Annotated in this window: 13 protein-coding genes; 4 read left to right on the top strand and 9 right to left on the bottom strand. The window is 73.6% G+C overall.

What is annotated here, in order from left to right; all coding sequences use genetic code 11:
• Positions 1 to 4 precede the first annotated feature (4 nt).
• Positions 5 to 481, bottom strand: a complete 477-nt coding sequence (locus ACFW48_RS04895) for an Lrp/AsnC family transcriptional regulator (RefSeq protein WP_055420586.1) — start codon at positions 479 to 481, stop codon at positions 5 to 7.
• 238 nt (positions 482 to 719) lie between these two features.
• On the opposite strand from ACFW48_RS04895, the gene ACFW48_RS04900 reads away from it, so the two are divergent.
• Both ACFW48_RS04900 and ACFW48_RS04905 read left to right on the top strand, forming a co-directional pair.
• A complete protein-coding gene (locus ACFW48_RS04900) occupies positions 720 to 2,210 on the top strand; it encodes an FUSC family protein (protein WP_386310510.1) in 1,491 nt (496 codons plus the stop codon).
• Between the two features lie 136 nt (positions 2,211 to 2,346).
• A complete protein-coding gene (locus ACFW48_RS04905) occupies positions 2,347 to 3,381 on the top strand; it encodes a lactonase family protein (protein WP_386310512.1) in 1,035 nt (344 codons plus the stop codon).
• Between the two features lie 175 nt (positions 3,382 to 3,556).
• Here ACFW48_RS04905 and ACFW48_RS04910 read toward each other — a convergent pair whose 3' ends face one another.
• From ACFW48_RS04910 to ACFW48_RS04930, 5 genes are all read right to left on the bottom strand, one after another.
• Complete coding sequence (locus ACFW48_RS04910) at positions 3,557 to 4,480, bottom strand: sirohydrochlorin chelatase (protein ID WP_386310514.1); 924 nt, start codon at positions 4,478 to 4,480, stop codon at positions 3,557 to 3,559.
• A gap of 135 nt (positions 4,481 to 4,615) precedes the next feature.
• Positions 4,616 to 5,605 (bottom strand): N-acetylglucosamine kinase, encoded by a 990-nt coding sequence (locus ACFW48_RS04915; RefSeq protein ID WP_386310516.1) that lies wholly within the window; start codon positions 5,603 to 5,605, stop codon positions 4,616 to 4,618.
• Positions 5,602 to 6,279 (bottom strand): uracil-DNA glycosylase, encoded by a 678-nt coding sequence (locus ACFW48_RS04920; protein WP_386310517.1) that lies wholly within the window; start codon positions 6,277 to 6,279, stop codon positions 5,602 to 5,604. Before ACFW48_RS04920 ends, ACFW48_RS04915 begins: the two co-directional genes overlap by 4 nt.
• Before the next feature lie 70 nt (positions 6,280 to 6,349).
• Entirely contained in the window at positions 6,350 to 7,504 is a 1,155-nt protein-coding gene (locus ACFW48_RS04925; RefSeq protein WP_386310519.1) for a WD40/YVTN/BNR-like repeat-containing protein, read from the bottom strand.
• Between the two features lie 79 nt (positions 7,505 to 7,583).
• Entirely contained in the window at positions 7,584 to 9,266 is a 1,683-nt protein-coding gene (locus ACFW48_RS04930) for a DNA alkylation response protein (protein WP_386310520.1), read from the bottom strand.
• 102 nt (positions 9,267 to 9,368) lie between these two features.
• On the opposite strand from ACFW48_RS04930, the gene ACFW48_RS04935 reads away from it, so the two are divergent.
• Positions 9,369 to 10,121 (top strand): PaaX family transcriptional regulator C-terminal domain-containing protein, encoded by a 753-nt coding sequence (locus ACFW48_RS04935; protein WP_386311108.1) that lies wholly within the window; start codon positions 9,369 to 9,371, stop codon positions 10,119 to 10,121.
• Positions 10,122 to 10,154: 33 nt separating this feature from the next.
• Here the strand turns inward: ACFW48_RS04935 and ACFW48_RS04940 are convergent, their stop codons facing one another.
• Both ACFW48_RS04940 and ACFW48_RS04945 read right to left on the bottom strand, forming a co-directional pair.
• Entirely contained in the window at positions 10,155 to 10,958 is an 804-nt protein-coding gene (locus ACFW48_RS04940; RefSeq protein ID WP_386310521.1) for a pectate lyase, read from the bottom strand.
• Between the two features lie 201 nt (positions 10,959 to 11,159).
• The gene (locus ACFW48_RS04945; protein WP_386310523.1) at positions 11,160 to 12,239 is read right to left on the bottom strand and encodes an NADH:flavin oxidoreductase/NADH oxidase; all 1,080 of its coding nucleotides are present in this window, start codon (positions 12,237 to 12,239) and stop codon (positions 11,160 to 11,162) included.
• Positions 12,240 to 12,391: 152 nt separating this feature from the next.
• On the opposite strand from ACFW48_RS04945, the gene ACFW48_RS04950 reads away from it, so the two are divergent.
• Positions 12,392 to 12,754, top strand: a complete 363-nt coding sequence (locus ACFW48_RS04950; protein WP_386310524.1) for an ArsR/SmtB family transcription factor — start codon at positions 12,392 to 12,394, stop codon at positions 12,752 to 12,754.
• A 16-nt stretch (positions 12,755 to 12,770) separates the two neighbouring features.
• Here the strand turns inward: ACFW48_RS04950 and ACFW48_RS04955 are convergent, their stop codons facing one another.
• Positions 12,771 to 14,144 (bottom strand): FAD-dependent oxidoreductase, encoded by a 1,374-nt coding sequence (locus ACFW48_RS04955; protein WP_386310525.1) that lies wholly within the window; start codon positions 14,142 to 14,144, stop codon positions 12,771 to 12,773.
• Between the last annotated feature and the right edge of the window lie 159 nt (positions 14,145 to 14,303).

The following is a 14,303-nucleotide window of genomic DNA, read 5'->3' on the forward strand; positions in this document are numbered from 1 at the left end:
ACGATCACTTTCGCGCCGTGCGCCCGATCGACTCCACCAGGGGCAGCAGCCGGTGCGGGACGCGCTCGCGCAGCGCCACCTCGCTGCGGGTGCGGACCACCCCCGGCAGGCTGATCAGCTTCTGGACCACGTCCTCAAGGTGCGCGTTGTCCCGGGCCACGACCCGGGTCAGCAGGTCTCCGCCGCCCGTGATGGAGAAGGCCTCGACGATCTCCGGGACGGCCGCCAGTGCCTCGCCCACCTCGTCCAGGTGGCCCTGGGTGACCTCGATGTGCACGAAGGCGAGCACCGGGTGGCCCAGCGCGGCGGGGGAGAGGGACGGCGCGGTGCCGGTGATCACACCGTCCCGCTCCAGCCGGTCGAGCCGTGCCTGGAGCGTGCCGCGGGCGACGCCGAGAAGGCGGGCGTACTCGCGCACGCTGGTGCGCGGCTGCTCCAGCAGCAGCCGCAGGATGCGGGTGTCGAGTTCGTCGACGGCCATGGCGCCCTGCTCCCCTCGTCGGCCATTGGCTCTTCGGTGGCCGTAGGAATGCCGTGATCACTGTACCAATGGACCACTCCAGCGCGAGCCTGTTGAGCCAGTGGTGGCAGAGATGCTCCTATAGGAGGGTCGATGGCGCTGCGGATCCCGCGGCGCCTTTTTCATGCCAGTGACATGGCCGGTGACGTGCCAGTGACTTCGGGTCAGTGTGCGCCAGTGTGCGAGGGGGCGGTAATCAGTGCTGAAGAGGGTGTTCGTGAGCCCGGACCCGGGTCGGTCCCGGCTGCGGTTCGCCGCGCGGGCCGTCCTCGGCATCGGGCTGGCCGTCGTCGTCTGCGGCCTGGCCGGTACCTCTCTGGTGGGCGCCGTCATCGGCGGGCTCGCCGCGCTGCTCGCGCTGTTCACCGTCACCGACGCCACCGTGCGCGGGCAGGCGGTCACCACCGTGCTGCTGCCGGTCGTCGGACTGCCCGTGCTGACCGCCGCGGCCGCCCTGCACGACCTCCCCGTGGCCAGGGACCTCACCTTCCTCGCCGTCGTCGGCGCGGGCGTGTACGCCCGGCGCTGGGGCCCGCGCGGGCACAGCCTCGGCGTGTTCGCCTTCATGACCTTCTTCATCGCCCAGTTCCTGCACGCGACCACGGACCGGCTGCCCGAGATGTTCGCCGCCGTCCTGCTGTCCGTGGCCGCCGCCGCGGCGATGCGCTTCGGCCTGTGGTGCTACGAGCGCCGCCTGCCCCCGCCCGCCGCTCCCGCGCCGCCCGCCGGCACCGGACTCGCCCGGATCACCACCCGCCAGGCCGTCCAGGCCACCATCGGCGCCGGCTTCGCCCTGGTCGTGGGCCAGCTGGTGTCCGACGAGCGCTGGTACTGGGCCGTCGGCGCCACCTGGTGGGTGTTCGTCAACACCACCTCGCGCGGCGAGACCCTGGTCCGCGGCTTCCGCCGGGTCCTCGGCACCGTCGTCGGTATCGGCCTCGGCTTCCTGATCGCCGTCCCGCTGGCCGGATCCGCGGTGCCCACGGCCGTGCTCGTCGCCGCCTGCGTCTTCGGCATCTTCTACACCGCCGCGGTCTCCTACACCTGGATGATGCTCTGCGTGACCCTGCTCGCCGAGCTGCTCTACGGCCTCCTGGACCTCCTCAGCCCCGGCCTGCTCGCCCTGCGGCTCGTCGAGACCGGCGTGGGAGCGCTCGGCGCCGTACTCGCGGTGCTCGTCGTCCTGCCCGTCACCACGCACGCCGTCACCGACGCCTGGATCCAGCGCGCCCTGCGCTGCGTCCACGCCTGCACCGCCGAGGCCGCCGCCCGGCTCGCCGGCACCGGGGGCGCCGACCCGGCTCCGCGCGTGGCCGAACTGGAGCAGCTGCTCGGCCGGGTACGGATGTCGATCGCCCCGCTCGTGCACCCGCTGAACCCGATGTACGGCCGCAAGCGGCGTGCCCGCCGCGTACTCGCCCTGCTCGACGACTGCGCCCGGGAGATCCGCGGCCTGGTCGCCGTCGCCGCCGACCCCGAAGCCTCGCACGACGCCCGGCTGGCCGCCGCGTGCTGGCGTGTCGAGACCGCGGTCGAGGCACTCACCGGCGGGCGGGCCGTTCCCGCCCACGCGGACGGTCCGCGCGCCACCGAGCCCGCGTTGGCCCACCTCCACGGCCTGGAACGCGCCCTGGCCGAACTAGCCGCACCCCTGCGGGCCCCCTCCGGCTCGCCGCTCGTCGGCGCCTGAGCCGTCCGGCGCCGCGCCACCCATTTGGTCTAGACCGCAGCTGATCGACTGCTACCGTCGCCCCGGGGCAGACGATCAGTCGGCACTCGCCGAGCGCGGGACGACACGGGACGACACGGGACGAGAGGGAGCAACGGTGGCGGACGTTGGCAGGCGGCAGCGGCGGGCATACATCGGGTCGTTCACGGCGGCCGGCGGCCCCGGCATCCTGACGGCGGCCGTCGCCCCCGACAGTGGCGCGCTCACGGTCCTGAGCGGCACGGACCGCGTGCCCGACCCCTCCTACCTGGCCCTGGCACCCGACGGGGACATGCTCTACGCCGTCAGTGAGACGGCGGAGGGCGCGGTGGCCGCCTATCGCGTGGCCGGGGACAAGCCCGAGCCCGCCGGGCGGCCGGTACCGGTGGGAGGCGACGGCCCCACCCACCTCAGCCTGTACGACGGGCACGTCCTGACCGCCAACTACGGCTCCGGCAGCGTCACCGCCGTGCCGGTCCGCCCCGACGGTGCCCTCGCCCGGGCCGCGTCCGGCGTCCTCCAGCACACCGGCTCGGGCCCGCACGCCCAGCGCCAGCAGGGGCCCCACGCCCACCAGGTGCGGCCCGACCCGAGCGGGCGGTGGGCCGTCAGCGTGGACCTCGGCACCGACTCGGTGCGGGTCTGCACCCTGGCGGACGGCGCCCTCGCCGTGCACCGGGAGATTGCGCTGCGTCCCGGCTCGGGCCCGCGCCACCTGGCCTTCCACCCGGACGGCACCCGCGCCTACGTGGTCAACGAACTGGCGCCCACCGTCACCGTCTGCCGCTGGGACGCCGCCGACGGCGTACTGCAGCCCCTCACCGAGGCGCCGGTGCTGCCCGGGGCGCCGACCGGCGACGCCTTCCCGTCCGGCATCGTGGTCTCGCCCGACGGCCGCTTCGTGTGGACCGCGACCCGCGGCGAGGACGTCCTGTCCGTGTTCGTCGTGGAGCCGGACGGGCTCCGGCTGTTCGGGACCGTGCCCTGCGGCGGGCACTGGCCACGGGAGATCGCCGAGTCCGACGGCTTCCTGTACGTGGCCAACGAGCGTTCCGGAGACGTGACCTGGTTCGACCTCGGCCCTGCGACCGGGGTGCCGCGGCGCTCCGGTTCACTCGCGGTGCCGGCGGCGTCCTGCGTGGTCTTCGGCTGACCCGGCGGGGGCCCGCGCACGTGACGAGCCTGCGCACGTGACGAACCCGCGCACGTGACGAGAAGGGCATGACGAAGGGCCCGCTCCTCCACGGGAGCGGGCCCTTTCAGTCGTACATGTCCCGTCAGTCGCACATGTCCCGCGCGACCGTCGCGTTCCCGCGCGACCGCGCGTGTCAGCGGACCGGCGTGCCCTGCGGCTGCTGCGGCGAGATGCCCAGCGCCGTCGTGTACTTGGCCAGCGCCAGCTTGCCGATCGCGGGGTAGGGGCCGAGCGGCTCGGCGGTGGAGCAGCCCACCTCCGTGGCCGCCCCCTCCAGCAGGGACGCCTCGATCTCCGGGCCGATCAGGTACGGCGCGAGCGCCAGCTGCTGCGAACCCGAGGAACGCAGCTGCTCCGCCACGGAGGCGATCGAGCCCTCCTCGTCCAGGGCCGCCGCCATCACCGGCACGGCGAGGCGCGCGGCGAGCAGCATGCCGGTGATCCCGGCCGCCTGGACGGCCTCGTCACCGCCCACGGAGGCCAGGATGATGCCGTCCGCGGCGGTGGCCACGGTGAACAGACGGGCACGGTCGGCGCGGGCCAGACCGGCCTCGGAGAGCCGCACGTGCAGCGCCTCGGCCAGCAGCGGGTGCGGACCGAGCACGTCGGTCAGCTCGGCCGCGATCCGGCTGTCCATGACGGCCTGCCGGATCCGGCGCAGCAACGCGTTGTCCGGGCCGGCGAGCAGCGGCACGACGACGGCGACGGGGCCGTCGGGCTCCTTCACCTCCATGCCGGCGGCGCGCGCCTGCTCGTAGCGGGCGGTGCGCTCCTCGGCGGCACGCACGAGGACGGTCGACAGGGAGAGGAACTCCTCGTCGTCCCCTTCGAGGTGGCCGACCCGGGCGTCGAGGCCGGGCAGCTCGGAGCGGGCGATGCTGATGACCTCGTCGGCGAGGCCTCGGGTGGCGCTACTGGGCGTCCCCGGCACCGCGAGGACGAGCGCCGGCGCGCCCTCGGGAGCCACCAGGGGTTCGGGACGGCGGTGCCGTCCGGGCTGGCGGGGGCGCGGCATTCGTACTGGCAGGCCGGACGCGGGCCCAGTGGGGGAGCTCATGGCGCCGCATGTTACTGGTTTCCTGGGTTTCCCTGTTCGGGGAGGGTGCAGGTGAGCGGTATCCGTCCGGTTTTGTCTGATGAGTGATGTACGGATCGGCCGACATCGGCACGATTCACCCCACCGGCGCACCGCTTATCGGCCGTCCGGCACGGTCGTCACCCACAGCATCCTGTCGTCACTCGGGAGGGTGAATGACCCGGTCGCCAGGGCGGCCGCGATCCGCGCCGAACCGCGCAGCGGATCACCCTCGGCGGCGACCCGCCGCGCATGCGGCAGCCGCTTCGCGAGTTCCTCCTCCAGCGGTACGACGAGGGCGTCGCCCATCTTCAGCAGGCCACCGGTGACCGCGACGCGGGGCTCGCCCCATGAGGGGCAGACCGCGGCGGCCGAGTCGGCCATGTGCCGGGCGGCGGCCCGCAGGACGTCCGCCGCCACGGGGTCGTCGGCGGCGCAGGCGGCGACGTCGGGCGCGAAGGAGGCGAGGACGGCGGGGCGGTCCGTACGCGGGTACAGCCGACCGGGCAGCCCCGCCACCGGCCCGAACCGTTCCTCGGCCCGGGCCAGCAGCAGCGCGGAGCCGCCCTCGCGCCCGTCGTGGGCGCGCAGCGCGGCCTCCAGCCCCGCCCGCCCGATCCACGCGCCGCCCCCGCAGTCGCCCAGCAGATGTCCCCAGCCGTCTGCCCGGCGCCAGCGGGTCAGATCCGTGCCGGTGGCGATCAGGCCGGTGCCGGCGGCGACCACCGCTCCGGCCCGGGGGCCGATCGCGCCGACGTACGCGGTGACGGCGTCGGCGACCAGCGCGACCGTCCGCGCACCCAGCTCCCGGGCCAGCGCGCCCGGCAGTTCGGCGCGCAGGGCGTCGCCCAGGGTGGCCAGGCCGGCGGCCCCGACGACCACGGTGCCGAGCCCGGTCACACCGGTCTCGGCGGTCAACGCCCTGGCCATGGGGACAAGTTGCGCCATCAGGTGCCCGGGGTCGATGCCGCGCGCACCGGTGCGGACGGGCTCCCGCGACGCACGCCGCCCGAGCCCGTCAGGACCGGGTCCGTCGCCGCCGGCCGTGCCGACGACGACACGCAGACCCGAGCCACCGGAGTCCACTGCCAGGAAGCCGCCGGTCACGGCAGGCGCCAGTCGACCGGCTGACCTCCGAGTCGGACCAGCAGGTCGTTGGCCCGGCTGAACGGACGGGAGCCGAAGAAACCCCGGTCGGCGGACATCGGGGACGGGTGCGCGGACTCCACGGACGGCAGGTCGCCGAGCAGCGGTCGCAGATTGCGGGCGTCGCGGCCCCACAGGATGGACACCATCGGCTTGCCGCGCGCCGCCAGGGCGCGGATCGCCTGTTCGGTGACCTCCTCCCAGCCCTTGCCGCGGTGGGCGGCGGGCTTGCGCGGGGCCGTGGTGAGCGCCCTGTTGAGCAGCAGCACCCCCTGTCTGGTCCACGGGGTCAGGTCCCCGTTGGAGGGCTGCGGCAGATTGAGGTCGGTGTTCAGCTCCCGGAAGATGTTGACGAGGCTGCCGGGCAGCGGACGCACCTCGGGCGCGACCGAGAACGACAGCCCCACCGCGTGCCCCGGGGTCGGATACGGGTCCTGTCCGACGATCAGGACCCGGACGTCGTCGAAGGGCTGCTGGAAGGCCCGTAGGACATTCGATCCGGCCGGGAGATAGGTGCGTCCGGCGGCGATCTCCGCGCGCAGGAAGTCACCCATCGAGGTGATCCGCCCGGCGACGGGTTCCAGGGCCTGCGCCCAGCCCGCTTCGACGATTTCATGCAAGGGTCGTGGTGCCACGGGCGTCACCCTACTGCCGTACGGGTGACGCCGATCAACCGGTGGCCAAGACCGGTCCCCCCGATCAGGTTCATCCGACGGCCGCGGCCCGCACACACAGCACGTCCGGCAGGTGCGAGGCCAACTGCCGCCAGCTGTCGCCGTCGTCGGCCGACGCGAACACCTCGCCGTTGCGGTTGCCGAAGTACACGCCCGCCTGTTCCTCGTCGTCGGTGCACAGCGCGTCGCGCAGCACGGTGCCGTAGTGGTCCTCCTGGGGCAGTCCCGCCGTGAGCGGCTCCCAGCTCTTGCCCGCGTCAGCCGTGCGGTAGACCCGGCAGCGGCGCTCCGCCGGGACCCGGTCCGCGTCGGCGTTGATCGGGAAGACGTACGCCGTGTCGCCGCGGTGCGGATGGGCCGCCACGGCGAAACCGAACGTGGAAGGCAGCCCCTCGCCGATGTCCGTCCAGTGCGCGCCGGCGTCGTCGCTGCGGTACACGCCCCAGTGGTTCTGCAGATACAGCCGGTCCGGGGCCGCCGCGTCCCGCGCGACCTTGTGCACGCACTGGCCGAACTCCGGGTCCGGGTCCGGCAGGAAGACCGCGGAGACACCGGAGTTGGACGGCGCCCAGCTCGCGCCGCCGTCCACCGTGCGGAACACGCCGGCGGTCGAGACGGCTACCGTCACCGACTTCGGGTCCCGCTCGTCGGTGAGCACGGTGTGCAGCCCCTCGCCGCCGCCGCCCGGCACCCACTGGGACCGCGTGGGGTGCTCCCACAGGGGCCGGACCAGTTCGAAGCTCTCGCCGCGGTCCTCCGAGCGGTACAGCGCGGCCGGTTCCGTGCCCGCGTAGACCACGTCCGGTTCCGCGGCGGCCGGGTGCAGCTGCCACACCCGCTCCAGGGAAGCGCCGGTCTCCTTGGGGAACTTGACGGCCGGCTGCGCCGGTTCCGTCCAGGTCCGGCCCAGGTCGTCGGAGTGGAACACCGACGGACCCCAGTGCGCGCTGTCCCCGCCGGCCAGCAGCCGCGGGGTGTCGCCGCGGGTGTCGAGGGCGACCGAGTAGACGGCCTGTGCGTTGAAGTAGGGACTCTCGTCGAACTCCCAGGTGCCACCCCGCCGGCGCCCGATGAACAGGCCCTTGCGGGTGCCCACGGCGAGCAGTACCTCGGTCATGCCGATCACCTCCGCGGCGTCGTCGTCGACGCCTTTGTCTCGGACACGGGCCAGTCTGCACCCCGGCACTGACAGTCACCTCTGGAAAGGCTGTCGGCGCAGGTCAGAGCGGTGGCGTCGGGTCCGGCGAGAGGCCCCCGCGAGCCGCTCAGCCCTCGCCCGGCAGCGCCCGCGCCAGGATGCCGTCGAGATCGGCCCCGGTCGGCAGCGTGCCGAAGGCGTGCCCCCAGTCGCCGCCGAGCCGGGTCGCGCAGAAGGCGTCGGCGACGGCGGGCGGGGCGTGCCGGACCAGGAGGGAGGCCTGGAGGGTGAGGGCCATCAGTTCCACCAGGCGTCGGGCGCCGGTCTCGGACGCCGCCGCCAGCCCCGACTCCAGCCGGGCCACGGCGGCGTCCAGCCGGGCGTCCGCCCCGCGCGCGAGGGCGAGTTCGTCGAAGAGGGCGTGCGCGGCGGCGGGGGAGCGGCCGAGCGCCCGCAGCACGTCGAGGGCGTTGACGTTCCCCGAGCCCTCCCAGATCGACAGCAGCGGAGCCTCGCGGTAGTGCCGGGGCATGCCCGACTCCTCCACGTAGCCGTTGCCGCCCAGGCACTCCAGGGCCTCCGCGGTGAACGCCGGACCCCGCTTGGTCACCCAGTACTTGCCGACGGCGGTGGCGATCCGCCGGAACGCGGCCTCCCCGGCGTCCCCGCGCACCGCGCGGTCCGCCGCACCCGCCAGTCGCAGGGTGAGCGTCGTCGCGGCCTCGGACTCCAGCGCCAGGTCGGCCAGGACGTTGCGCATCAGCGGCTGGTCGACCAGCCGGGCGCCGAACGCGCTGCGATGCCGTACGTGGTGCCCGGCCTCTACGAGCGTCTTGCGCATCAGCGTCGCCGAGGCCATCACACAGTCCAGCCGCGTGCAGTTGACCATCTCGATGATCGTCTTGACGCCCTGTCCCTCGGGCCCGACCAGCCAGGCGACCGTGCCGTCGAACTCGGGCTCGGAAGAGGCGTTGGACCGGTTGCCGAGCTTGTCCTTCAGCCGCTGGATGCGGAAGGTGTTGCGGCTGCCGTCGGGCAGCACACGCGGCACCAGGAAGCACGACAGGCCCGCGGGCGCCTGCGCCAGCACCAGGAACACGTCGCACATCGGCGCCGACGTGAACCACTTGTGCCCGCGCAGCGTGTGGACGCCGGGCTCGGCGGTCGGGGCGGCCGCCGTGGTGTTCGTCCGGACGTCGGAGCCGCCCTGCTTCTCGGTCATCCCCATGCCGGCCAGCAGGCCCCGCTTCTCCGTGGGCGTGCGCAGCCCCGGCTCGTACTCCCGGCCGGTCAGCAGCGGCTCGTAGACCCTCGCCAGCTCGGGCTGTGCACGCAGCGCGGGGACGGCCGCGTAGGTCATCGAGGTCGGGCACCCGTGGCCGGCCTCGGTGTGTCCCCACACCAGCCCGCCCGCGGTCCGCGCGACATGGGCGCCCGGCCGGTCGTCGGCCCAGGGCGCGCCCGCCAGCCCCTCGCCGACCGCCACGCGCATCAGGTGGTGCCAGCTCGGGTGGTACTCGACCTCGTCGACCCGGTTGCCGTACCGGTCGTGCGTGCGCAGCACGGGCTCGTGGCGGTTGGCCAGGTCGCCCCACTCCTGCGCCTCCGCGCTCCCCGCCCGCCTGCCGAGCCGCCGCAGGTCCTCCTCGGCCCATCCGGCGTCCTCCCGCCGCAACCCCTCCAGCAGGGCCGTGTCGTCGGAGGCGTCATAAGGGGCCGGGGGAGGGGGCTGATTGGTGACGTCGTGCGTGGCGTACCCCTCGTGATGGCCCGCGGACTCCTCGTACGGCTCCTGCGCGAGTGTCGTCATGACAGGAATGTTGCACTACTCCTGCGACCGCAGCAATAGTGCAACACACAAGGCGCACGTACAGTACGTGCTCATGTGGATGGACGACACGTGCCCACGCGGATGAACGACTCCGTGCCCCCCGGCGAGCTCACGCTGCGCCCGCTGTCCGCGCGGTCGGTCGTCCTGAGTCTGCTGCTCGGCACCCGTCGCCCCGAACTGCCGGTGCGGGAGCTGGTGCGGCTCGTCGAGGGCTTCGATGTCGGCGGGTCCACCCTGCGCGCGGCACTGAGCCGGATGGTCGCCGCCGGTGACCTGCGGCGCACGGACACCGGCTACCGCCTCAGCGAGCGGCTGCTGGAGCGCCAACGGCGCCAGGACGAGGCCGTCCGCCCGCACACGCGCGCGTGGGAGGGCGACTGGGAGATGATCCTGATCACCGCGTCGGGGCGCGCTCCCGCCGAACGCGCCGACCTGCGCACCCGGCTGACCGCCCTGCGCCTCGCCGAACTCCGCGAGGGCGTCTGGCTGCGCCCCGCCAACCTGCGCCGCCCACTGCCCGCCGAGCTCGACCTGGTGGCCGAGCGCTGGGTCTCGCGCCCCGGCCGTCCCGCCTCCGAACTGGCCGCGGACCTGTGGCCGCTGGACGCCTGGTCCACCACCGCCCGGGCGCTGCTCGCCCAGGTCGACCGGGCCCGGCGGCCGGCCGACCGGCTCACCGCCTTCGCGGCCGTCGTGCGCCACCTGCTCGCCGACCCGGTCCTGCCCCCGGAGCTCCTCCCGGCCCACTGGCCGGGCACGGCCCTGCGCGACGCCTACAGGGACTACCAGCGGGAGCAGGCCGGACAGGTCCGGGTGCGGGACACCCGGACCTGAAGCGGCGGGATCAGCCCACCCTCGTTCGCCGCGTCACTTGTAGGTGATGTCGGACGACGAGTACTTGCAGTGCGTGCCGTCGGGGCCCGAACCGTTCGAGTCGGGCTCGTCGCCGTCGTCGTTGCCGATGTACTTCTGGCACGGGACGATCTTCTTGTCGCTGTCCCCGACGATCGTGATGTTGCGCAGGGTCGCGCTGTCGCCGTAGTTGGTGTTGATGCCGGCGATCCGGCTGCCCTTCCAGTTCACCTCGATGGTGTTGAGGTTGATCGTCCGCTTGTACTGCGTCGAGCAGTTGCCGCAGGAGCGGACGAAGGTGCCGAAGTTCTTGACGGCGAAGTCGGAGACGTTCAGCGTGCCCGCGCCGTTGAACTGGAACACCTTGTCGCCGGCTTCCTTGGCGCCGCCGCCCGAGACGGTGTAGACGTTCGACGACGAGGAGCCCCGGAAGGTGGCCGCGTCCTCGCCGACGTCCTCCCACCAGACGTTCTGCAGGGTGCAACTGCCCTTGCAGTGGATGCCGTCCGCCGCGGGGGCGCCGAGGATCACGTTCTTGAGGACGGCGCCGGGGGCCAGTTCCAGGATCGGGCCCTGATCCTCGTCCTGGCCGCCGGAGCCGAGGTCGCCGGTGCCGTAGAGGCGCTTCATCCCGTAGTCCTTGGTGCCGGAGACCGGGATGGTCGACGAGACTCCTTGGCTGCCGTTGGGGGTCGGCCAGGTGGCGGCGTGGGCCGGGGAGGCTCCCGAGGTCATGAGCATGCCAACCGAGAGGCCGAGTGCGGCCAACGCGCCGGTCGCGGCGCGTCGCCGCGCGCGGGGCCGTGTCGCTGCAGTCATGTTCTGATCCCTTCCATGAGGGGTGGGGGTGGCACGGAACATGTACGTGAACGAGGTGCGTCAGGCTGAAGCAGCCGCGAACGCGGAGGGCGCACGGGTGGGGGCTCGGCGACTCCGCGCGTTCGCGACGGTCATGCTGATGAACGGACGGTAGAGGGCAAGCGCTTTCTAGTCAACGCTTCGCGCGATGATGTGCCGCCCTCACATGCCCCAGCCGTACTGGGCCGGCATGCGGACGTCCTCGCCCAGCTCCCGCGCCGCGTGCTGGGCCCAGGACGGGTCGCGCAGCAGCTCGCGCCCCAGCAGCACCGCGTCGGCCTCGCCGTTGGCCAGGATCTTCTCGGCCTGCTCGACGTCGGTGATCAGGCCCACGGCGGCGACCCGCAGTGGGGCGTCCGCCTTCACGCGCGCCGCGAACGGGACCTGGTAGCCGGGCCCGGTCGGGATCCGGACGCGCGGGACGTTGCCGCCGGTGGAGACGTCGAGGAGGTCGATGCCGTGCGCCCGGAGGTCGTGGGTGAGGCGGACGGTGTCGTCGGGCGTCCAGCCGCCCTCCTCCAGCCAGTCGGTCGCCGAGACGCGGAAGAACAGCGGCTTGTCGTCGGGCCACACCTCACGCACGGCGTCGACGACCTCCAGGGCGAATCGCGTGCGGTTCTCGTACGAGCCGCCGTAGGCGTCGGTGCGGTGGTTGGAGTGGGGTGACAGGAACTCGTGGATCAGGTAGCCGTGGGCGCCGTGGATCTCGACGATCTCGAAACCGGCCGCGAGGGCCCGGCGCGCGGCGTCCGCGAACTGACCGACGATCTCCTGGATCTGCGTGGTCGTCAGCTCGATCGGCACCGGGTGCCGCTCGTCGAACGCGAGCGCGCTCGGGGCCACCGGCTGCCAGCCGTGCGCGTCCGGGCCCACCGGTGCCCCGCCCTTCCAGGGCTGCGCGGTCGACGCCTTGCGGCCCGCGTGGGCCAGCTGGATCGCCGGTACCGTGCCCTGGGACCGCAGGAAGCCCGTGATCCGGCGGAACGCCTCGACCTGGGTGTCGTTCCACAGGCCGAGGTCCTGCGGGGAGATGCGGCCCTCCGGTGACACGCCGGTGGCCTCGACGACGATCAGGCCGGTGCCGCCCACGGCGCGTGCGCCGTAGTGCGCGAAGTGCCAGTCGCCGGGGACGCCCGCCGACGGGCCCTTCGGTGCGGCGGAGTACTGGCACATCGGCGGCATCCAGACCCGGTTCGGGATCGAGGTGTCACGCAACTGGAGGGGCTGGAAGAGGGCGCTCATGAGCGGGTACTCCCTTGGTCGCGGCAGGAGGAACAGGAGGAACGGCTCGTACGATAGTCCTCGTAGTACGGCATGTGTCAAACTACGGTGGTCTTCGTACAATGGAGGTCCCTCCTGAACGGTGGGACCCTCCCGGACCAACTGGAGCCGCCGTGACCCCCGCCGCCGCCACCGCCGGCCCCCGCGACCTGCCGCACCCGGCGCGTGAGGAGATCCGGCTGGAGTCAGTGCTGCACGCGCTCTCCGACCCGGTGCGGCTGCGCATCGTGCGGGAGCTCGCCGCCGACAGCGACGAGCTCTTCTCCTGCTCGTACTTCGACCTGCCGGTCACCAAGTCCACCACCACGCACCACTTCCGGGTGCTGCGCGAGAGCGGGCTGGTCCGCCAGACCTATCGGGGGACGGCCAAGATGAACGGCCTGCGCAGGGAGGACCTGGATGCCCTCTTCCCGGGGCTGCTCGACGCCCTCCTGGCCGCGGCGGCCCGCCAGGCCGCCCGCCTCGGCGCCGACTGACCGCGGCGGGGGGCCGCTACTCCGGCAGTCGTCGTCCGCGCTCTCGGGTCGCGGTCGTCCGCGCCGCCGTCAGCAGCGACTCCCAGTCGGGCAGCTTGACCACGTGCCGTCCGAGCGAGGCGCCGAGTTCCGCCTCGGCCCGCTCGATGGCCCGCCACCCGGCCCACTCGACCGGCTCGATCCCCTCGGCGCGCAGGAGCGCGAGAGGGTCCGCGGGAAGGTCCCGTCCCGCGAGCGCGGCGGCGTCCGCCAGCAGGGACGTCACCGTCTCCTTCGCGCACGGGCGGTTGGTGCCGATGACACCGGTGGGGCCCCGCTTGATCCAGCCGGCCACGTACTCCCCGGGGGCGACCGCGCCCTCCCGCAGGACACGCCCCGCCCGATGCGGCACCGTGCCGCTCACCGCGTCGAACGGCAGCCCCTCCAGCGGCACTCCGCGGTAGCCCACCGACCGCAGCACCAGCTGGGCCTCGATCTCCTCGTACCGCCCGGTGCCCGTCACGCCGCCGCGCCCGTCCGGCGCCGTCCGCTCGAAGCGCACGGCGCGAACGTGGCCGTCGCCGTCCGCCGTCAGTTCCACCGGGCGCAGGAAGAAGCGCGGCCGGATCCGGCGGGCGGCGTCCGGCGCGGGCTGCCCGGCCCAGCCGCGCAGCACCTCCACGTTGCGGCGCTGCGGGCCGGGCAGCCCGGAGGGATCCCGGTACGCCGGGTCCAGCGCGAGCTCCGCCGGGTCCACCAGGACGGCCGTGTCCGGAAGGGCGCCCAGCTCACGCAACTCCTTGGTGGTGAAGCGGCCCTGCGAAGGGCCCCGCCGGCCCACCATGTGCACCTCGGCCACCCGCCCGGCGGCGAGCGTGTCGAGCGCCGCCTGCGGCATGTCGGTGCCGCTCAGCTCGGCGACGCCGCGTACCAGCATCCGCGCCACGTCGACGGCGACGTTGCCCACCCCGATCACGACCGCCGACCGCACACCGCGCAGGAAGCCGTCGTCCACGGCGTCCGGATGGGCGCTGTACCAGGACACGAACTCGGTCGCCGACCAGCTGCCCGGCAGCTCCTCGCCGGGGATGCCGAGGCGCCGGTCGGTGGCGGCGCCCACGCAGTACACCACCGCGTGGTACAGCTCGCGCAGCCGCGCGGTCGGCACGCCCCCGGGGCCGACCGGGACGCCGCCGAGGAACCGCACCCGGTCGTGCTCCAGGACCGTGCGCAGGGTGCTCTGCAGCGACTTGATCTTCTCGTGGTCCGGTGCCACGCCGTACCGCACCAGCCCGTACGGGCACGGCAGGCGGTCCAGGACGTCCACGTGCACCTCGCGGCCGAGCTGGACGAGGCTCTGGGCGGTGTAGCACCCGCTCGGTCCCGAGCCGACGACGGCGACACGCAGCACGGCGGAACTCCTTGTCCGGGAGACGGATGGTCCGGAAGTCGGAGGGGTCGCTGGTGCTTCAAGCATCCCACCGCTTCCGCTCCGCTGACAGGGTGCTGCGCCCGGTGAACGGAGTATGTTCGTGCGTGTTCCGTTCGTATGGAATGTGATCATGCGGTT

Origin of the sequence: Streptomyces sp. NPDC058812 (assembly GCF_042744565.1) — a bacterium.
GTDB classification, from domain to species: Bacteria; Actinomycetota; Actinomycetes; order Streptomycetales; family Streptomycetaceae; genus Streptomyces; species Streptomyces thinghirensis.

Bases quoted from the DNA above. Each gene is read 5' to 3' on its own strand.
- ACFW48_RS04895 (WP_055420586.1), bottom strand. From the start codon at position 481: ATGGCCGTCGACGAACTCGACACCCGCATCCTGCGGCTGCTGCTGGAG.
- ACFW48_RS04910 (WP_386310514.1), bottom strand. From the start codon at position 4,480: ATGAGCTCCCCCACTGGGCCCGCGTCCGGCCTGCCAGTACGAATGCCG.
- ACFW48_RS04930 (WP_386310520.1), bottom strand. From the start codon at position 9,266: ATGACGACACTCGCGCAGGAGCCGTACGAGGAGTCCGCGGGCCATCAC.
- ACFW48_RS04935 (WP_386311108.1), top strand. From the start codon at position 9,369: ATGAACGACTCCGTGCCCCCCGGCGAGCTCACGCTGCGCCCGCTGTCC.
- ACFW48_RS04940 (WP_386310521.1), bottom strand. From the start codon at position 10,958: ATGACTGCAGCGACACGGCCCCGCGCGCGGCGACGCGCCGCGACCGGC.
- ACFW48_RS04945 (WP_386310523.1), bottom strand. From the start codon at position 12,239: ATGAGCGCCCTCTTCCAGCCCCTCCAGTTGCGTGACACCTCGATCCCG.